Source organism: Pseudomonas sp. G5(2012), from assembly GCF_000408945.1.
Taxonomy (GTDB): Bacteria; Pseudomonadota; Gammaproteobacteria; order Pseudomonadales; family Pseudomonadaceae; genus Aquipseudomonas; species Aquipseudomonas umsongensis.
Window position 1 is genome coordinate 1 of sequence record NZ_APIO01000070.1, and the last position, 19,062, is coordinate 19,062.

Consider the following 19,062-nt stretch of genomic DNA (forward strand, 5'->3'; position numbering starts at 1 on the left):
GCGTGGGAACGATCAAAACAAAGGCATCACCAAAAGTCAGGTCGGCTTTAAGGCCGCCTCGCTTTGGCTTTTGATCGCGCGCGCCCCGTTAAACACGCTGGTCACTTTCAGACAAACACAATCTCATAAGGCAACCGCATCCGCTCCAGCAAAATCCGCGGCAGCCGTGGCGCAATCCCGACGGCCGGTTCACCGTCAAGTTGACTGGCATAGGCATGGGTAGCATGGCTCTTGCGCGCCACCGTCCAGGTGTCCAGGCGCACTTTGCGCGCCCGGTGCCAGGGGATCAAGGCGCTGTCTCGCGATGGCCAATGCCAGGCCCAGACCGGTATCTCGGTGAAAACTGCACCGGCGATGGTGGCGGCATTGGCGCTGGCGCGGCCGACGGCGTCATGGTCGCTGTTGCCATCCTCGCACCAGGTGCTGAACACCACATCGCCCGGCCGTAGATAACGGACGATGAATTGGGTGAGCGCCTGTTCATGCTCAGCCAGGGTATGGTCGGTGAAGCCGCCGCGTATCCATTTCAGGCTGTGCATCGGCAAGCCAAGCCGGCGCAAGGCCTCGACACTTTCCTGGGAGCGAAACACGCTCAGGCGTTTCTCCGACCACTGTTGGGAGCCCGGATGACTGGCGCTGCCGTCGGTCACCGAAATCAATTGCAAAGGGTGTCCCATGGTGCTGAGCAACTGCAGCAAACCGCCGCAAGTCAACACTTCGTCGCCGGGATGTGGGGCGATCACCACGGCGCGCGCACCCGGGGGGAGAAGGGATTGAGTACCGATGACCGGAATATTGGCCAGTTGCGGGGCGCTGTTCCAGATTTGCTCTGTACAGCTGCTGTCACTGATGGACACAGATTTCATGGCGTTACGTCCTTGTTCCATACGCCCCCAGTCTTGCGCAACGCAAGCGCTGCTACAGCCGTAGGGCGGGTTGATAGCGAAGCGCGGCGCTCCGGACCCTGGACAGCCGCGCATCGAGTATTGCTCATGTATCGCTATTCGTCGCGCCGCAAGTGCACGCATGCCTCAATTTCTTTCATCGCGCCGGTGATTGCTACTCCTCTTCCTCACGTTGCAGTTCGAACAACAGCAACGAACGTCCGGTGACCGAGTACTCGCGCCCGAAATCGAAGCGTTCCTGACCGCGTATGGACGGTTGATTGGTGTCCATCAGGCAGGTCCAGAAGCTGCCGTCCGGTACCTCCGGCAGGAGGAAGTTGACGATGTCGTGATGGGCGTTGACCACCAGCAACAACGTGGCGTCCGCGCCTTTGCGGCGGATCCCGGTTTCCTGGGCTCGCCCGTCGAGCAACATGCCCAGGCAGCGATTGTGCGCATCGTGCCAGTGCTCGGTGGTCATCTCGCTACCATCGGGCGCCAGCCAGGTGACATCCTTGACGCCGATGTCCTCATTGTAGTTGCCCACCAGGAAGCGCCCCCGGCGCAAAATCGGATAGGCCAGGCGCAACTTGATCAGACGCTTGACGAACTTGAGCAACGCCTTGCCGTCCTCGCTCAGGTCCCAATTGACCCAGCCGATCTCGCTGTCCTGGCAATAAGCATTGTTGTTGCCTTCCTGAGTCCGGGCAAATTCGTCGCCGGCCACGATCATTGGCGTACCCTGCGCCAGCAGCAAAGTGGCGAAGAAATTGCGCATCTGTCGAAAGCGCAGTTCGTTGATTTGCGGATCGTCGGTGGGGCCTTCTACGCCATGGTTCCAGGACAGGTTGTTGTTGCTGCCGTCCTGGTTGTTCTCGTCGTTGGCTTCGTTGTGCTTGTCGTTGTACGACACCAGGTCGTTGAGGGTGAAGCCGTCGTGGGCGGTGATGAAATTCAGCGATGAATACGGACGCCGGCCACGCTGGTTGAACATTTCGCCGGACGCGGTCATGCGGCTGGCAAAGTCCGCCAATTGGCCGTCGTCGCCTTTCCAGAAAGCGCGCACCGTGTCGCGAAACTTGTCGTTCCACTCCACCCAGCCTGGCGGGAAGTTGCCGACCTGATAACCACCGGGCCCGCAATCCCAGGGCTCGGAGATCAGCTTGACCTGGCGCAGTACCGGGTCCTGCCGGCAAGCCACGAGGAAACTGTGTCGTTCGTCGAAACCGTCGTGATAACGCCCAAGTATGGTCGCCAGGTCGAAGCGGAAACCGTCCACGTGCATTTCCGAGGCCCAGTAGCGCAGCGAATCGGTGACCATCTGCAACACGCACGGATGGCTCAGGTCCAGGGTGTTGCCGGTGCCGGAATCGTTGATGTAGAAGCGCTTGTCGTCAGGCATCAAGCGGTAATAAGAGGCGTTGTCGATACCGCGCATCGACAGGGTCGGGCCCTGTTCGTTGCCCTCGGCGGTGTGGTTGTAGACCACGTCGAGGATCACTTCCAGGTTGGCTTCGTGCAGGTGCGCGACCATTTCCTTGAACTCGGCGATCTTGCCGCTGGCCAGGTAACGCGGGTCGGGGGCGAAGAACGCAATGCTGTTGTAGCCCCAGTAATTGGTCATGCCTTTGTGCAGCAGGTGCTGGTCGTTGACGAAGGCGTGGATCGGCAGCAGCTCGACGGTCGACACCCCCAGCTTGCGGATATGCTCCAGCACTTCGTCAACCATCAACCCGGCAAAGGTCCCGCGCTGGTTTGCGGGAACGGCGGGGTGGCGCATGCTGAAGCCGCGCACGTGGGTTTCATAGATGATCGTTTTGTCCCATGGCACGCTGACCCGGTGATCGTGGCCCCAGGTGTGCGCCGGATCGATCACCTTGCATTTCGGCACGTAGGGCGCGCTGTCGCGTTCGTCGAAACTGAGGTCGGCGTCGGGGTGGCCAATGGTGTAGCCAAACAAGGCTTCGGACCATTTCAACTGACCGACCAACTGTTTGGCGTAAGGGTCGATCAACAGCTTGTTGGGGTTAAAACGATGACCATTGACCGGATCATACGGGCCGTACACGCGGTAGCCGTAGATCAGCCCCGGATGGGCATCGGGGAGGTAGCCGTGGTAGATCTCGTCGGTGTACTCCGGCAGTTCGATGCGTTCGAGCTCCACTTCGCCGGCGTCATCGAAAATGCACAGTTCGACGCGGGTGGCGTTGGCCGAGAACAGGGCGAAGTTGACCCCCAGGCCATCCCAGGTCGCACCGAGCGGGAAGGGCAGTCCTTCGCGGATACGCGAGGGTTCGGCACGGGGAGGTGGAGTTTCTTTCTTGGTTCGGGTCATAAATGCTCCAGTAACGGCAGGCAGTGACAGGGCTCAATATTTTTTTCGCGGGCGAGCGAATCCCTCGGTGGCGAGAGGGCTCGCCACTGGAATCTTCAGGACAGCGGGAGAAAAGCTTAGACCGCAGGCGGTTTTCGCGGTGCGCGAGGTTTTTTCTCGGCGGCCTTTTCCCCCGGTGGTATCACCGCGGAAGCAGCTGCCGGCTTGGCCTTGGCCTTGGGTTTTGCTTCCCCGGCCTTGCCATTGAGTTTGCCGTCGCCGGCTTTGCCCACGGTTGTCTTGCTCGACGCTGCTTTTGCCGGCTTTTTCGGAGCCAAGGCTTCGGCTTCAGCCAGTTTGCACGCCATCTCCCAATGCCGTGCTTCCTGGCCCTCAGGTTTGCCTTCGGATTCCCAGATCTGATAGGCAAACTCGCGGATGCGTTTATCGTCGGTACTCATCGCATTGCTCCTGAACTGAACTCAAATGTTTGTAGCCTGGATAAAGAGATTGACCGGGAAATCCCCCAGCGCGGCGCTGATCATCAGCTCCCTGTGTTTTGTGACTGCGACGCTTGAAAAAAGTCCCTTCAGATTTTCGTCGGCGATTGTGAACGGCAAGCTGATCCGGGTATCGCCCCACTGCGGCGCGTCCACCTGAGGCACGGCACTGTTTTCCAGCAATGCCGAACAACGGATCGGCACGATGACGATGGCGCGAGTACCCTCCCATTCACGGACAAATCCCAGCACCCGATTGGCCTGGCTGCCGATGACTTCGAGAGGCTGGTAAGTCCCGCGTCGAAACAGCTCGGCGTGCTCGGCCCGGGTGGTTAAAGTCCGCACAATCAAGGCTTGCTTGATGCGCCCGTCGTACCAGTGCTCCAACAGATCAGGCAGATCCAATGGCTGCTGCAAGGCCTGCTGGCGGCTGGCGTAATCCACTGGCCGGCGGTTGTCCGGATCGACCAGCGTGAAGTCCCAGAAGTCGTTGCCCTGATACAGGTCCGGTACTCCCGGTACCGTCATGCGCAGCAAGGTTTGCGCCAATCCGTTGAGGGCGCCAGGCAGGGCAATCGTGCGGGCTGCCTTGCCCAGGGCGGTGCGCAATAGATCACCTTCCGGGCTCAGCAGCAGGCGCCGGGTAAAGTTTTCGCTGGCTTGTTCATACGCTTCATTGGGTGCGCTCCAGCTGCTTTGCAGCTTGGCTTCGCGCAGGGCCTTGCGTTGCCATTGGCTGATGCGTTGGGCGTAGTCCTCCAAGGCCGCTGGGTCGTCGGTGCGCAGGTTCAGCGGCCAGCTGCCCAGCAGTGCCTGATAGAGAATCAATTCATCGCCGGCTGACGGCATCTGCTCATCGTCGCGCAAGGGCCGGGCGAGGGCGTGCCAGAGGCCGATCTGTTCGACGTACCATTGACTGCGTTCACTCAAGACGGACAGGCGCGCGCGCGTATCCTCGCCACGCTTGTGATCGTGGGTCGCGGTGGCGAGCAGGTTGTCCGGGAAATCGGCCAGGCGCTGGGCACAGGCAGCATGGAAATCGGCCACAGGCGCACTGAATTGCTCGGTGCTGAAGCCGACGTCATTGCGCGAAAGCAACACCGCCGAACGATAGAACGCGGTGTCTTCCACGGCCTTCGCGGCGGCAGGTGAAGTCAGTTGCTGAAAGCGCACGCAGGCATGCTTGAGCCGTTTGCGCAGCCGGCCAGCCGGACGTTTTCGCCAGCTCTCGCCCCCCAGCCACCCCGCCAGGCACTCGAGCACTGGCCAGTCGGCTTCGCCAAGGGTTTGTCGGGCGCCTTCCATGGCTTGCTGGAAAAACACTTCGTCCTGCGCCGAACGGCCCAGAGCGCCGATGTAGGTGCGATACACCGAGAAATGCACGATCAGTTCCTGCAGCGCGCGACGGATCGCCCCCAGCGTCAGGTCACGGGTCATCAGGTCATCCCGGGCCACTTGCAACAACGCCTGGGCGACACTTTCGAAATCCCCGGCCAGCGAGCCATTGAGAATCTGCTGGCGCGCCAGTTGCGCTTCCTGGCGGAAGTCAGCCGGGCGCCCGCTATAGCGGTGCCAGAGCTCACCCAAGATGGGTTGACCGGCGGGATCGTGCTGCAGCAGTGACAACTGGTTCATGAACTCGTAGCCGGTGGTGCCATCCACCGACCAGTCGCGGTGCAGGGTTTCGCCTTCGCCCAGGATCTTTTCCACATAGATCGGCAGGTGTCGACCCGCTGCCAGGCTGTCGACGCGCCGACGCAGTTTGCGACAGTAACCCCGTGGGTCGGCGAGACCGTCTATATGGTCGATGCGCAACCCGTCGACCAGTCCTTGTTCCACCAACTGGAAGATCTTCGCGTGGGTCGCCTCGAACACTGCTGGGCGCTCGACGCGCAAACCGCCTAGCTCGTTGACATCGAAAAACCGCCGCCAGTTAATGTCGTCCGCGGCGGTGCGCCAACTGGCGAGGCGGTAACTCTGGCGCTCCAGTAAGTCATGCAGGCGTTGAAAACCTTCTCTGGTCAGCGAATCGTAGGCCTGCAGGTTTTGTTCGATGGCGTGCAGTATTGCGGGATCGCTGGCCAGTTCGCGCAATGCTTCTTTTAACGCAATCGCCAGGGTGTAGGCATCTGTCTGATAGCTCAAGGTGTTGAACCGGTCCGCCAGCAATTTCAGTGGCTCGGCATCTGTCTTGAGCAGCTCGCCGTAATGACTGGGGCATATCGGAAAGTGATGATCGTAATGCTCCACATGAAACGCGCCGCGCTGCGCATTGAAACGCAGCGCCAGGGTACCGTCCTGCAAGGCGATGCCGTAGTCGCTGCCCAGGAACGGCAACAGCAACTGGCCCTCCATCAAGGGATCGGGCGAGTGCCACTGGATATCGAAGAACTCGCCGTACGGGCTCAGGCGTCCCCACTCCAGCAAGTCCAGCCACCAGGGATTGTCGTTACCGCCGACTGCCATGTGGTTGGAGACGATGTCGAGGATCAACCCCATGCCCTGTTCACGCAGCGCGGCGACCAAGCGGCGTAGCGCAGATTCACCGCCCAGTTCCGGGTTGACCGTGGTCGGGTCCACCACGTCGTAGCCGTGCATGGAGCCCGCGCGGGCGCTCAGCAGCGGCGAGGCGTAGACATGGCTGATGCCCAGGCGGGCGAAATAGGGCACCAGCGGCACGGCATCATCGAGAGTAAAGCCTTTGTGAAATTGCAGCCGCAGGGTGGCCCGTAGCGGCGCGATAGCGACCGGGTTCATTGGTCACGCTCGGCCGCCTGAAGTCGCGCGCAGGCGAGCAGTTCCAGGCGTCTGGCGGCGTCCGGGCCATCGAGCAAGGCTTCGCTGGTGACGGGTAAACGGCGGGACCAGTTGGGGTGGGTATCGATGGTGCCGGGCAGGTTGGCCTGCTGTTCGATGCCCAGTGCATCCTCCAGAGGCAGCAGTACCAACGGCGCGCGGGTGTGGCCGAGGAAACGCACACTGGCATCGAGGACCTGATCGGTTTCGTGGGACTCTTCGCGAAAGTTCTGCGGGTCTTGGCTCAAGGTCCGGCGCAGGCCTTCGCGTTCGCGCTCGCGATGCTGGCGCCACTCGATTTCAGAACTGGCATCGATCAGGCCGAGGCGGGCGTTCCAGTCGATATCGCGGCCATGCCACCAGCCATTGAGGGTGGGCAGGTCGTGGGTACTGGTGGTGGCGAGGGCGTTGTCCGGCCAGTCGAGGATCGGTTTGAAGTGAGTGTTGTCCTGTTCGAACAGCAACACTCGCATGCCGAGGATCGAACGGGCGCTGAGTTTTTCCCGCAGACCGTCCGGCACCGTGCCCAGGTCTTCACCGAGGACGATGGCCTGGTGGCGATGGGACTCGAGGGTCAGCAGGCGCAACAAGTCGTCAAACGGGTAATACAGGTAAGCCCCATCAGCGGGCGATGCGCCATTGGGGATCACCCACAACCGTTGCAAGCCCATGACATGGTCGATCCGCAGGCCACCGGCGTGGGCGAAGTTGGCGCGCAGCATTTCAATGAACGCACGAAAGCCGTTGCGCACCAGGCCTTCGGGCGAGAAAGCGGAGATCCCCCAACCCTGGCCGGTGCGGTTGAGAATGTCCGGTGGCGCGCCAACGGTGAGGGAAGCGAGCAATTCGTCCTGGCGGCTCCAGGCCTGGCTGCCACCGCCATCGGCACCAACGGCCAGGTCGGCGATCAGGCCAATGCCCATGCCGCTGCTGCGGGCGGCGGCTTGCGCGCGCTCCAGGCAACGGGTGATCAACCATTGGCAGAAGGCGAAGAAGCCGATGCGGCCAGCGTTCTCTTCGGCGAATTCGGCCAGGGCAGCGCTGCGCGGGTTGCGCCACTGCGGCGGCCACTCACGCCAGTCGAGGCTTTCGCCCCGGGCGGCACGGGTTTCTTGAATGGCCTCGAAGCGGCAATGATTTTCCAGCGCTTCACCGCCGGCATGGCGAAAGCTGCTGAAGTCGGCGTGCAGTGGATGTTCGCCGTGCACGAATCCGTCGTACAGCGCCTGTAATAGGCGATGCTTGGCTTCGGCAGCGGCCGGCCAATCGATCAATGGCAGTTCTTGCAAACGCAGAAGTTCGGCAGCCAGGCCGGTGGCATCGATAGCGGTGCGCATCGCGCGCTCACCGAGAATCGCCCCCGGCGCGCAATACAGGCTATTGAGAAACAGACGGCTTGACGGCGAATAGGGGCTATAGCGCTGGGTGTCGTTGGCAAACATGGCATGCAAGGGACTGATCGCCAGTGCGTCGGCGCCGCGTTCGCCCGCCACCCGGGCCAGGTCTTCCAGTGCCTGGGTGTCGCCAAAGCCGCCATCGCCGGCACGGCGCAATGCATACAGTTGCACGCTCAGGCCCCAGGCGCGCGGGATCGGGCTGTCCACCGCATCGGCTACGCTGTAGCAACGGGCGGGAGCCACGGCCAGGGTAAAGCTTTGTCCATCGATCTCGACGTGTTGGTAACCGACCGGGATCAGCCCCGGCAGAACGGCTTCGGCATCCAGCTTGAGACTGAGTTTCGAGCCATCTTCAAGATGGATCTCGCAGGGTGTCAGCGGCTCAAAAAAGTGCGCCAGGTTAAGTCCCACGCCGACATCGGCGGTGATCAGAGGCGGCAGGTGGCGGGTCTGTTGTACTTGTTGCAGTTCGAGCAGGCTGGCGTCGATTTCCTGGGCGCTGCCGGCCGGGTGGCCGAGTCCCGTGAGGACGTTGCGCAGAACCGAAGGCGCGACTTTTTGCGGACGACCGTTGGCGTCGATCCAGTCGACCGCCAGGCCAGCCCGGCTAGCAAGGATTTCCAGTTGCGCATCACTCATTGGCGCTCTCCATCAAGGTGTAGCAAAGGGGCCGCGGCCGTGAGGCTGACAATTGCGCAATACGGGGGCAAGGTGCCCTGGTCCAGCCGTTGGCCAGACCCGGGCGGGTGTTCGAACAGCAAGCTTGCGTCCACCTGTGGCATATGGCGGACCGGCGTGTCGCTGAGGTTGAGGTCGATGCGCAATTGACTGCCATCGCCCAGGCACCATGACGCGCTGACCGCGCCAAAACCCAGCACCTGGGCATTGCGCGCCCGGGTCCCAGGCAAGTGCGGGACGATGTGCCGATGGCGGATCTGCAGCAGTTGGCGGTAGAACTCATGCATCGCCGAAGCCCCGTTGACCGTGAGGGTAGGGCGGGACGCTTCGAAGGTCTGTGGTGCGTTGGGATCGGGAATCCGTTCACGTTGATGCGGGTCGGCAAACGCGCTGAACGCGGCAAATTCGTTGCGCCGCCCTTCGCGCACCAAGCGTGCGAGTTCGCCGTGGTGGCTGGTGAAAAACAGGAACGGTTGTTCGGCGGCAAACTCATCGCCCATGAACATCAGGGGGATCATCGGTGATAGCAGCAACAGCGCCGTCGCGGCTTTTAATGCGTCGGGGTGGGCCAGTTGATGCAGGCGCTCGCCAAAGGCGCGGTTGCCGATCTGGTCGTGATTCTGCAGAAACAGCACGAACGCGCTGGGTGGCAAATGCCCGCTGGGCTCGCCGCGCGCTTGGCCATGGCGGTTGAGGTGGCCCTGGAACACGAAGCCCTGGCTCAGGCAGCGGGCCAACTGTTCGGTGGGATTTTTTGCATAGTCGGCGTAATAGGCATCGGTCTCGCCGGTCAGCAGCACGTGCAAGGCGTTATGACCGTCATCGTTCCACTGTGCGTCGAAGCCCTGTTCGAGCAGGCTGGCCTGGTTATGTTCATTTTCCACCACCAGCCACACATGGCGCGACGGATCGGTTTGCTGGCGCACCCGCTGGGCCAGTTCCTGGAGAAAGTCCGGGTCTTCGATGGCATGCACCGCGTCCAGGCGCAAGCCGTCAAAGCGGTACTCCAGCAACCACATCAAGGCGTTGTCGATGAAGAAGTCGCGCACCTCGCGCCGGCGAAAATCGATGGCCGCTCCCCAAGGCGTGTGCCGGTCTTCGCGGAAGAACCCCTTGGCGTAGCGGTGCAGGTAATTGCCATCCGGCCCGAAGTGGTTGTAGACCACGTCGAGCATCACCGCCAGGCCAAGGCCATGGGCGGTGTCGATCAGGTGCTTGAGTTGTTCGGGAGAACCATAGGAGGCCTGGGGTGCATAGAGCAGCACCCCGTCGTAGCCCCAATTGCGCTCGCCGGGAAATTGCGCGATCGGCATCAACTCGATTGCGGTGACCCCAAGCTCCACCAGATGTGCCAGGTGCTCCTCCACGGCGAGAAAGCCGCCGAGGGCGCCGACGTGCAACTCGTAGATCACCGCTTCATTCCACGGACGTCCCAGCCAGGTGCTGTGCCGCCACTGGTAGGCCAACGGGTCGACCACCACGCTGTACTGGTCAATGTCCCCGGCCTGGGCGCGGGAGGCCGGGTCGGGCACCTCCAGTTCGCCATCGATGTTGTAGCGGTATCGGGTACCCGCTGGGCAGCGGGTGTTGATCACGAACCAACCGTCGGCCTGAGGCAGCAACGGCAAGGACTGTCCATTTTCCAGTTCGACACTGACGTAGAACGCATCGGGTGCCCACAACGCGAATCGCGTGTTTTGCGGGTCCAGTTTGATTGCGCCGTGGGGCCAGGTCTCAAGGGTCCGTAACGGCATTGCGTGAGCCTCTTACTGTTTGTGCGATTTCCCCAAGGCTTTGGCTACAAGCTGCTCGTAGAGTTCGGCATAGGGTTCGACCGCCTTGCACCAGTTGAACGGTGCCGCCATGGCGCGGCAGCGCATGGCATTCAGCAGGTCGGGGAAGGCGAACACCTTGAACGCTCGGCTCAAGGCTTGCTGATAACTTTCCACCGTGGATTCATTGAACAGGAAGCCAGTCACGCCATCTTCAATGGTGTCTGCCAGGCCACCGGTATTGCGCGCCACCGGCAACGAGCCGAAACGCTGGGCGTACATCTGGCTGAGGCCACAAGGTTCATAGCGCGACGGCATCAAGAGGAAATCGCTACCGGCAAACATCCGTCGGGCATCGGTTTCGTTGAAGCCGATGCGCACACCGATCTGCCCGGGAAAACGCAGGGCCAGTTCGCGCATGGCTTGTTCTTCTTCCGGCTCGCCACGACCGATGATCGCGATCTGGCCGCCGGATTTGACGATGTATTCGGAGACCGCTTCGGTCAGGTCCAGGCCTTTTTGGTAAACCAGGCGCGAGACCACGGCAAATAGCGGGCCTTTGCTGTCTTGCAGGCCGAACAACTGGCGAACGTGGGCGGCGTTGACCGCCTTGCCGTCCCAGTCACCGATTTTGAAGGGGCAAAAGAGGTGCGGGTCGGTGGCCGAGTCCCAGCTTTCGTCGATGCCGTTGGGAATGCCGCTGAGCAGGCCTTGCTGGGTCTTGGCGGCGAGAAATCCGTCGAGACCGCAGCCGAAGTCCGGGGTGGTGATTTCCTGGGCGTAGGTCGCGCTGACTGTGGTGATGTGGCTCGAATAGGCCATGCCAGCCTTGAGGAACGACATCTTGCCGTAGAACTCCATGCCTTCCTGTTGCAAGGCGTGCTGCGGAATGCCCAGTTCGGGGCAAGACCCCAGGCTCGTCACGCCCTGGTACGCCAGGTTATGGATGGTGAACAGGGTCGGCGTGCGCTGCCCACGCCAGTGCATATAGGCAGGGGCCAGGCCGGCGGGCCAGTCATGGGCGTGCACCAGGTCCGGGCACCAGTGGATCTGTCCGAGGTTGGCGGCAATATCGGCGGCCGCCAGGCCCAGGCGGGCGAAACGAATATGGTTGTCCGGCCAGTCGCGGCCGTTGTTGGCGCCATAGGGCGAACCTTCGCGCTCGTAGAGCTCAGGGCAGATCAACACATAGATAACCAGACCATCAGGCATGTCCATGCGCCCGATCTTGCACGGCGGGAGCGCCGCGTGCCCACCGAGTTCACCGATAATGTGAATCGGATTTTCACTGTGCATCACCTGCGGATAACCGGGGATCAGGACACGTACATCGTGCAGATGCGCCATGGCCCGTGGCAGCGCGGCGGAAACGTCTCCCAGGCCGCCGGTTTTCACCAGGTCGGCAATTTCGGAGGTGACGAACAACACTTTCTTCTTGTTGGGATTCTGACTGGCCACCGGCACCAGCGTCCGCGTAGTGCTAACGCTGATCGGTTGGGCACTTAGAGCAGTCGCGGCGCTCGATTCGCCGATCTGTTGATGAGCCAGCTCTCCCTGAACATCCAAAGCCGCACTAATCATATGAATCTCCCGTGTTGTTGATCTAGTTCTTGGGTCTGGCAAATCGTTACCTGGCCAATGGGTGTGGCCACGCGCAAAGCGCTATGCCTCGGCGAGCAAGCGCTCCCCAAATGCGCTGAAGCAAAATGGGTGAATTAACCATTGCAAGGATTGCACCAGTCGCAACGCACCTTCTTTTCACTCGACCGATCCCGTGTGGCAAAAGTTTCGACTTTTTTTCCACTTTTTGACTGACCGGTCGCCCTTGGGGAAATCAGTCTAGGCCAGAACTTAGAGCGGTAAAGTGCTGATGGCAAAATTGTTCGACAATCGGTTGTTTAGGTACGAACGTGCCTGATACCGGTGCGAAAGCACCGACGAAATGCAGTTTTTTTTGAATTTTTGCCCTGGAAATTCACGGGGTGGTCACATGGATGTGCGTAACGTCTTGCTACGCGCGCACCGTTATGGTGCGCGTGCAAGTCCCGCTTTTGGCTGAACCACTGCCTTGCTGCCTTGTTATAGTTCAGGCTTCTTTTTTGCCCGGTAAAGGATCACTAGCATGTCTGAGTACACAGCGTTCAGCGTCGAACTGGTAGATAAAATCGCTCATGTGCAGATCAATCGCCCGGACAAGATCAACGCGATGAATGCTGCCTTCTGGACCGAAATCATCGAGATTTTCCAATGGATCGACGACACCGACGAAGTTCGGGTAGTCGTACTCAGTGGCGCCGGAAAGCATTTTTCCTCAGGCATTGACCTGATGATGCTGGCTGGCGTGGCCAATGAGCTGGGCAAGGACGTCGGACGCAATGCGCGCTTGCTGCGCCGCAAGATCCTTGATCTGCAGGCTTCCTTCAATGCGGTCGACCAATGCCGCAAACCGGTGCTCGCGGCCATCCAGGGTTATTGCCTGGGCGGTGCCATCGACCTGATTGCCGCCTGTGACATGCGCTACGCCGCCGAAGACGCGCAATTCTCGATCAAGGAAATCGATATCGGCATGGCCGCTGACGTCGGTACACTGCAACGCTTGCCGCGGATCATCGGGGACGGCATGCTGCGTGAACTGGCTTACACTGGTCGCATTTTCGGCGCCGAAGAAGCGCGAGGCATGGGCCTGGTCAATCGCGTCTACAGCGATACCGCCAGCCTGCTCGACGGCGTCATGGGCATTGCCCGCGAGATTGCGAGCAAGTCGCCGATTGCCGTTACTGGCACCAAGGAGATGATCAGCTATATGCGCGATCATCGCATCGACGACGGCCTGGAATACGTCGCCACCTGGAACGCCGCCATGCTGCAATCGACCGATCTGCGCGTGGCCATGGCCGCCCATATGAGCAAACAGAAACCCGAATTTCTGGATTGATTGAAAAATGACTCCACGTTGGACCACGGCAGTACTGGACACCGACCAGCCCGGCGGCTGGGCGGTAGCGCGCAGCCCCGAAGGCTTTTTGTTCGATGACAACGGCGCGTTGTTTCCCCGCGAATGGCTCAAGCGCCAGGACCTGGCGATACTCGCCGAGCACGGCATTGGCCATCTGGATGGCGAACCTGTCTATCTGCTGGAGTTGCGCGCCCACAGCGAGGTGCCGGGCTGTAACTGGAAAGGCTTGCGGGCGTTCATGCTTGAAGGCGATCACACGGTGTTCAAGGTCCTGGGTTACGCGGCGCAGATCGGCACCTGGGCCCGAGAGCACCGTTTTTGCGGCAACTGCGGCCAGGCCATGATCCAGGTGCCGCGTGAGCGGGCGATGTATTGCCAGCCGTGTGATTTACGCAGCTATCCACGGATTTCCCCAAGCATGATCGTGCTGGTGACGCGTGGCGATGAGGTGCTGCTGGCACGCTCGCCGCGCTTCGTCGCCGGGGTCTACAGCACGTTGGCAGGGTTTGCCGAACCTGGCGAATCGGCCGAGGATTGCCTGATTCGCGAAGTGCGTGAAGAAGTGCAGATCGAAGTGAAGAACGTCCAGTACCTGGGCAGCCAGTGCTGGCCGTTCCCGCACTCGATGATGCTCGGCTTCCATGCCGAATACGCCGGTGGCGAGATCGTCTGCCAGGAGGACGAGATCGAAGACGCCCAGTGGTTCAATGTGCATGATCTACCGCCGTTGCCGGCGTCACGTTCGATCGCCCGCTACCTGATCGACGTCTACGTGGCGCGGCGCTTAGGCCACGCTGAACCAGTGTTGCCAGGCTAGCCGGACGGTCAGGCCCAATACCACGGTGATGAAAACCGGACGAATGAACTTCGCGCCACCGCTGATGGCGGTGCGGGCGCCGAAGAATGCCCCGACCATTACCGACAGGCCCATGCTCAGGCCGATGATCCAGTCCACCTGCCCGGAAAACACGAACACCGACAAGGCCGCAATGTTGCTGACGAAGTTCATGCTGCGTGCCACGCCGCTGGCCTTCACCAGATCGATCGGGTACATCAGCAGGCTGCTGACGGTCCAGAACGCGCCAGTACCGGGACCGGCCACGCCATCGTAGAAGCCAAGGCTGAAGCCTTGGGTCGATTGCCACTTTTTCCTGATCGGGGCGTTGCTGTCCAGCGGCGCTTTCGGCGTGCCACCGAACAAAAGATAGAGGCCACAGGCAAACACGATCACCGGCAGCATCTTGTTCAACCATTCGGCCGGCAGGTAATGAGCGACTACCGCACCGGTCAGTGCTCCGACCAGGGTGCCGACGATGGCGTGTGTCCACTGCCTGGGGTGGAACAACTTGCGGCGGTAAAAAGTGAAGCTGGCCGTGGCCGAGCCAAAGGTCGAACTGAGTTTGTTGGTGCCCAGCACCAGGTGCGGTGGCAGGCCAGCGGTCAGCAAGGCCGGGGTGGTCAACAAGCCGCCGCCTCCAGCGATGGCGTCGATGAAACCGGCAATGAAAGCGACAATGGCCAGGATGGCCAGGGTAGTGAGGTCAACGCTGAGTTCGAAAGGCATGGAATCGGCTTAATCGGCGGGGGGCAGCGAAGGGCTGCAGGGAAGGGCCGGTATCTTACCTTTATCCAACTCTTGCTGCGACCGCGCTGACGCAACCCCCTGTAGGAGCTGCCGCAGGCTGCGATCTTTGATCTTGTTTTTGAGGGGGCAAGATCAAAAGATCGCAGCCTGCGGCAGCTCCTACGGGGATCGGGCTCAGATTTTACGGTCAGGCCCATTGCCGATCTGCCACACGAATGGCGGCTCGGTCCGGTTGATTTCCCAGTCCCCGACAATCCGCGACTTGTAGATCACCGGATTGTGCGACGACACGGTACGCGCATTGCGCCAGTGCCGATCCAGCGATTTGCCCTGGCGAATATCCGAAGCCCCCAGCGCATTGAACAACTGCGTGGACGCGCGCTGGATCAACTCCGTGACCACCACCTGTGCTTTCGCCGATTCGATTTCCGCTGCGACGTTTGCCGAACGCTCCCATTGTTCATCGCCGGCGAACCGCGCCAGATAAGCCTGTTGTGCCGGCTGCGCCGCCCGCAAAGTGGCGGCCTCGGCGGCATACACCCACGCGGCAATATCGCCGACCACTTGCTGGACCTGCGCATCCTCACTGACGCGCTGGGCATTGCCATGGCTGTAGATGCGTTGGCGTTCGCGCACCTGCCGGGACACATCGCGCAACGCCGCACGGCCGATCCCGGCCAGGGTTGCCAGCAACACCAACTGATAAAACGCGGTCTGGTACTTGAAGCGCGTAGCGAAGTCGATGATGTTTTGTGCGTCCACCTCGGCGTCGACAAAGCGCGACGTGCCGCTGCCCGTGGTGCGCTGGCCGAACCCGTCCCAGTCGTCGCTTTGCACGATCCCAGGCTGGCGGGTGCGCACCGCGGCAATCACGTCGCCACCGGTATCGCTACGTTGGGCATAGACATCGATCCAGTCGGAAAACAGGCTACCGGTGCTGTAGAACTTCTCGCCGTTCAGCCGCCATTGCTCGCCATGGAGCGACACCTTGGTGATGACGTCGCCAATCTCCACGTTGCCGATTTCGGTCCAGGCGCAACCGACGACGTCACCGTCTATAAACCGTTTGAACCAGATGTCCCGGGCCGCGCCAGGCGGGGAATTGAGGCGATCTTCGGCAAAGGCGAAGTGACCGCGCAATGCCTGCGGAATGTTCGAGTCAGCCTCGGCCAGTTCGATCAGCAACTCAACCAGCTGCGGCAGCGAGGCGCCGCCACCGCCGTATTCAACGGGCACCCGCACTGCGCCAAAGCCAGCGTCCTTGAGCCATTGGATCGGCTCATGGGGCAGGGTGCGCGACTGCTCGCGTTCGAGGGCACCTTCGGCGATTCGCTGGAAAATCGGGCGATACCGGGCGGCCAGCGCTTCGTAGTCAGTGCCGATGGACAGCGGGTTGATTACCTGGTGTTCGGTCATGGAAACAGCTCCTTGGCTGGGCAGAAAAAACGATGTTTGTGCAAGGAGCGATTGCACAGTCCATGCCGGAGGCTAACGCGTGGATTTACTGGCCGGCGCTAATACCATGACGTCCTCAACTGTTGCCGGATCAACAGTGCATCAGCAAATTGCTTCTGACACAGCTCAATCATTGTGGGAGCGAGCCTGCTCGCGAAGGGGCCATCCGACTCAACATCGATGTTGACAGACAAGCCGCCTTCGCGAGCAGGCTCGCTCCCACAAGGGGATCTCGTTCGGTTCAGGGAAGTCGTGGCAGGCACTGGCACGCTTGCTGCTCTACCCCTGGGACATTCCCAATGTCCCGAGGACACGCCAATGAGTCAGCAAGCCGTCAAATTCGCCTACTGGGTACCGAACGTCAGCGGAGGGCTGGTGGTCAGCAAGATCGAGCAACGGACCCACTGGGGCATCGACTACAACCGCAAACTGGCGCAACTGGCCGAAGAGGCGGGGTTCGAATATGCGCTCACGCAGATTCGCTTCACTGCCGGTTACGGCGCCGAATACCAGCATGAGTCCGTCGCCTTCAGCCATGCATTGCTGGCCGCCACCCACAAACTGAAAGTCATCGCCGCGATCCTGCCGGGGCCATGGCAACCGGCACTGGCGGCCAAGCAACTGGCGACCATCGATCAACTGACCAACGGCCGGGTGGCGGTCAATATCGTCAGCGGATGGTTCAAGGGCGAATTCCAGGCCATTGGCGAGCATTGGCTGGAGCACGACGAACGCTATCGCCGTTCCGAAGAGTTCATTCGCTCGCTCAGAGGCGTGTGGACCGAGGACAACTTCACCTTTCGCGGCGATTTCTATCGTTTTGACAACTACAGCCTCAAGCCAAAGCCACTCGGCCTGCCGGAGATCTTCCAGGGCGGCAGTTCCCGTGCGGCGCGGGACATGGCAGCGCGGGTGTCGGACTGGTACTTCACCAACGGCAATACCCCGGAAGGCATCAAGGCCCAGGTCGACGACATTCGCGCCAAGGCCGCGGCGAACAATCACTCGGTGAAGGTTGGCGTAAACGCCTTTGTCATCGCCCGCGATACCGAAGAAGAGGCGCGAGCGGTGCTGGCGCAGATCATCGACCAGGCCGATCCGCAGGCAGTGAATACCTTTGGTGATGCGGCGAAACAGGCGGGCAGGGCATCACCCGAAGGTGAAGGCAATTGGGCCAAGTCGACGTTCGAGGACCTGGTGCAGTACAACGACGGCTTCAAGACCAACCTGATCGGTACGCCGCAACAGATCGCCGAGCGCATCGTCGCATTGAAAGCGGTGGGTGTAGACCTGGTACTGGCGGGGTTCCTGCACTTTCTGGAAGAAGTCGAATACTTCGGCAAGCGGGTGTTGCCGCTGGTGCGTGAGTTGGAGGCCAAGGCGCTGGTGAAGCCGCAATCAGCCGTCGCCTGAACACGACTGATCGTTCCCACGCTCTGCGTGGGAACGCCTCACCGGACGCTCCGCGTCCGCTTCAGGGACGCGGAGCGTCCCGGGCTGCATTCCCACGCAGAGCGTGGGAATGATCAGTGCCGGGTTACAGGCCGAGGTCCGACAGGCTCGGATGGTCGTCAGGACGACGCCCCAGCGGCCAGTGGAACTTGCGCTCGCTTTCCTTGATCGGCATGTCGTTGATGCAGGCGAAGCGCCGCGCCATCAGGCCGTCCTCGTTGAACTCCCAGTTTTCGTTGCCATAGGAGCGGAACCAGTTGCCCGAATCGTCGTGCCATTCATAGGCGTAACGCACGGCGATGCGGTTATCGGTAAACGCCCAGAGCTCCTTAATCAGGCGATAATCCAGTTCCTTGGCCCATTTGCGCGTCAGAAAGCCCTTGGCTTCTTCACGGTTGTAGGCGAACTCGGCGCGGTTTCGCCATTTCGTGTCCAGGGTGTAGGCCAGCGAAACGCGTTCCGGGTCGCGGGAGTTCCAGCCATCTTCAGCCAGGCGAACTTTTTCAATGGCTGATTCACGGGTGAACGGCGGCAATGGCGGACGAACTTCGGCGTTAGACATTTCATGTCTCCCTATTAATTTAAAGTTCAAGCAAATTGTCGGTCTTGATCAAGTTATTACAGGCCCAATAACTTCCGCGCCATGCATTGCGCATTATCGGCAGCCCTGTAGTCACCCATGACAAGTGCGACGGTAATGGCGCCGTCGATCAGGATCAGCAGTTGCTTGGCCAGCGTCTGCGGATCTTCAGCGCCATATTCGGTACACAGCTCGCACACGTAGTCGAGCAGCTTCTGTTTGTGGTCCCTGGCGACCAGGCGAACCGGGTCTCGCGGATCGCCGGTTTCACCGCTGGTGTTGATGAATGCGCAGCCGCGAAAGCCTTCGCTGGCGAACCAGGACGTGAGTACGGTGAACAGGTTGAGCAGGCGTTCGGCTGGCGTTTGGGCCTGTCCGACTTCGCTTCTGTACCACTGCATCCAGCGTTCATCCCGGCGTTGCAGGGCGGCGACGGTCAGCTCCTCCTTGTTGGCGAAGTAGCGATAGATACTTTTTCTGGAGACGCCGGCGGTTTTCACCAGGAGATCCATGCCCGTGGCGGCAATGCCACTTTTGTAGATCAACTTTTCGGTGACATCCAGAATGATGTCGCGTGTGTCGTTGCTGGTTATCTTGTTCATGTGACTACAGTAGAACGATCGTTCTCCTTGGTCAACCTGTTCTTGAGATCAAAAGATCGCAGCCTTCGGCAGCGTCTACACCGATCTCTGT

Annotated in this window: 14 protein-coding genes; 3 read left to right on the top strand and 11 right to left on the bottom strand. The window is 60.9% G+C overall.

What is annotated here, in order from left to right:
- Window positions 1-107: 107 nt before the first annotated feature.
- The 7 genes from PG5_RS21310 to glgA form a co-directional block, all read right to left on the bottom strand.
- The gene (locus PG5_RS21310; RefSeq protein ID WP_020799184.1) at window positions 108-866 is read right to left on the bottom strand and encodes a PIG-L deacetylase family protein; all 759 of its coding nucleotides are present in this window, start codon (window positions 864-866) and stop codon (window positions 108-110) included.
- 193 nt (window positions 867-1,059) lie between these two features.
- Window positions 1,060-3,219 carry a glycogen debranching protein GlgX gene (gene glgX / locus PG5_RS21315; protein ID WP_020799185.1) on the bottom strand — a complete coding sequence of 720 codons (2,160 nt, stop codon included), beginning with the start codon at window positions 3,217-3,219 and terminating at the stop codon, window positions 1,060-1,062.
- Window positions 3,220-3,335: 116 nt separating this feature from the next.
- Window positions 3,336-3,659, bottom strand: coding sequence for a DUF2934 domain-containing protein (locus PG5_RS21320; RefSeq protein ID WP_020799186.1), 324 nt, complete (start codon window positions 3,657-3,659; stop codon window positions 3,336-3,338).
- 21 nt (window positions 3,660-3,680) lie between these two features.
- Complete coding sequence (locus tag PG5_RS21325) at window positions 3,681-6,455, bottom strand: malto-oligosyltrehalose synthase (RefSeq protein ID WP_020799187.1); 2,775 nt, start codon at window positions 6,453-6,455, stop codon at window positions 3,681-3,683.
- A complete protein-coding gene (gene malQ / locus PG5_RS21330) occupies window positions 6,452-8,530 on the bottom strand; it encodes a 4-alpha-glucanotransferase (protein ID WP_020799188.1) in 2,079 nt (692 codons plus the stop codon). Before malQ ends, PG5_RS21325 begins: the two co-directional genes overlap by 4 nt.
- Window positions 8,527-10,323 (bottom strand): malto-oligosyltrehalose trehalohydrolase, encoded by a 1,797-nt coding sequence (gene treZ, locus PG5_RS21335; protein ID WP_020799189.1) that lies wholly within the window; start codon window positions 10,321-10,323, stop codon window positions 8,527-8,529. Before treZ ends, malQ begins: the two co-directional genes overlap by 4 nt.
- Before the next feature lie 12 nt (window positions 10,324-10,335).
- Window positions 10,336-11,922, bottom strand: a complete 1,587-nt coding sequence (glgA, locus tag PG5_RS21340) for a glycogen synthase GlgA (RefSeq protein ID WP_020799190.1) — start codon at window positions 11,920-11,922, stop codon at window positions 10,336-10,338.
- 541 nt (window positions 11,923-12,463) lie between these two features.
- On the opposite strand from glgA, the gene PG5_RS21345 reads away from it, so the two are divergent.
- Window positions 12,464-13,276, top strand: coding sequence for a crotonase/enoyl-CoA hydratase family protein (locus PG5_RS21345; RefSeq protein ID WP_020799191.1), 813 nt, complete (start codon window positions 12,464-12,466; stop codon window positions 13,274-13,276).
- Between the two features lie 7 nt (window positions 13,277-13,283).
- A complete protein-coding gene (nudC, locus tag PG5_RS21350; protein WP_020799192.1) occupies window positions 13,284-14,114 on the top strand; it encodes an NAD(+) diphosphatase in 831 nt (276 codons plus the stop codon).
- On the opposite strand, the gene PG5_RS21355 is transcribed toward nudC, so the two are convergent.
- A complete protein-coding gene (locus tag PG5_RS21355; protein WP_020799193.1) occupies window positions 14,082-14,861 on the bottom strand; it encodes a TSUP family transporter in 780 nt (259 codons plus the stop codon). The genes nudC and PG5_RS21355 overlap by 33 nt on opposite strands.
- Before the next feature lie 195 nt (window positions 14,862-15,056).
- Window positions 15,057-16,298, bottom strand: a complete 1,242-nt coding sequence (locus PG5_RS21360; protein WP_020799195.1) for an acyl-CoA dehydrogenase family protein — start codon at window positions 16,296-16,298, stop codon at window positions 15,057-15,059.
- Window positions 16,299-16,655: 357 nt separating this feature from the next.
- Between PG5_RS21360 and sfnG the strand changes: the two genes are divergently transcribed.
- Window positions 16,656-17,750 (top strand): dimethylsulfone monooxygenase SfnG, encoded by a 1,095-nt coding sequence (gene sfnG / locus PG5_RS21365; RefSeq protein WP_020799196.1) that lies wholly within the window; start codon window positions 16,656-16,658, stop codon window positions 17,748-17,750.
- Between the two features lie 124 nt (window positions 17,751-17,874).
- Here the strand turns inward: sfnG and PG5_RS21370 are convergent, their stop codons facing one another.
- Together PG5_RS21370 and PG5_RS21375 are read right to left on the bottom strand one after the other, a co-directional pair.
- Entirely contained in the window at window positions 17,875-18,351 is a 477-nt protein-coding gene (locus tag PG5_RS21370) for a nuclear transport factor 2 family protein (protein ID WP_020799197.1), read from the bottom strand.
- Between the two features lie 56 nt (window positions 18,352-18,407).
- Window positions 18,408-18,971: a TetR/AcrR family transcriptional regulator gene (locus tag PG5_RS21375; RefSeq protein WP_020799198.1), complete on the bottom strand. Its 564-nt coding sequence runs from the start codon at window positions 18,969-18,971 to the stop codon at window positions 18,408-18,410.
- Between the last annotated feature and the right edge of the window lie 91 nt (window positions 18,972-19,062).

Coding starts and splice junctions, on each gene's coding strand:
- sfnG (WP_020799196.1), top strand. CDS start 16,656: ATGAGTCAGCAAGCCGTCAAATTCGCCTACTGGGTACCGAACGTCAGC.
- PG5_RS21375 (WP_020799198.1), bottom strand. CDS start 18,971: ATGAACAAGATAACCAGCAACGACACACGCGACATCATTCTGGATGTC.
- glgX (WP_020799185.1), bottom strand. CDS start 3,219: ATGACCCGAACCAAGAAAGAAACTCCACCTCCCCGTGCCGAACCCTCG.
- nudC (WP_020799192.1), top strand. CDS start 13,284: ATGACTCCACGTTGGACCACGGCAGTACTGGACACCGACCAGCCCGGC.
- PG5_RS21360 (WP_020799195.1), bottom strand. CDS start 16,298: ATGACCGAACACCAGGTAATCAACCCGCTGTCCATCGGCACTGACTAC.
- malQ (WP_020799188.1), bottom strand. CDS start 8,530: ATGAGTGATGCGCAACTGGAAATCCTTGCTAGCCGGGCTGGCCTGGCG.
- PG5_RS21325 (WP_020799187.1), bottom strand. CDS start 6,455: ATGAACCCGGTCGCTATCGCGCCGCTACGGGCCACCCTGCGGCTGCAA.
- PG5_RS21320 (WP_020799186.1), bottom strand. CDS start 3,659: ATGAGTACCGACGATAAACGCATCCGCGAGTTTGCCTATCAGATCTGG.
- PG5_RS21370 (WP_020799197.1), bottom strand. CDS start 18,351: ATGTCTAACGCCGAAGTTCGTCCGCCATTGCCGCCGTTCACCCGTGAA.
- PG5_RS21355 (WP_020799193.1), bottom strand. CDS start 14,861: ATGCCTTTCGAACTCAGCGTTGACCTCACTACCCTGGCCATCCTGGCC.
- PG5_RS21345 (WP_020799191.1), top strand. CDS start 12,464: ATGTCTGAGTACACAGCGTTCAGCGTCGAACTGGTAGATAAAATCGCT.
- glgA (WP_020799190.1), bottom strand. CDS start 11,922: ATGATTAGTGCGGCTTTGGATGTTCAGGGAGAGCTGGCTCATCAACAG.
- treZ (WP_020799189.1), bottom strand. CDS start 10,323: ATGCCGTTACGGACCCTTGAGACCTGGCCCCACGGCGCAATCAAACTG.
- PG5_RS21310 (WP_020799184.1), bottom strand. CDS start 866: ATGAAATCTGTGTCCATCAGTGACAGCAGCTGTACAGAGCAAATCTGG.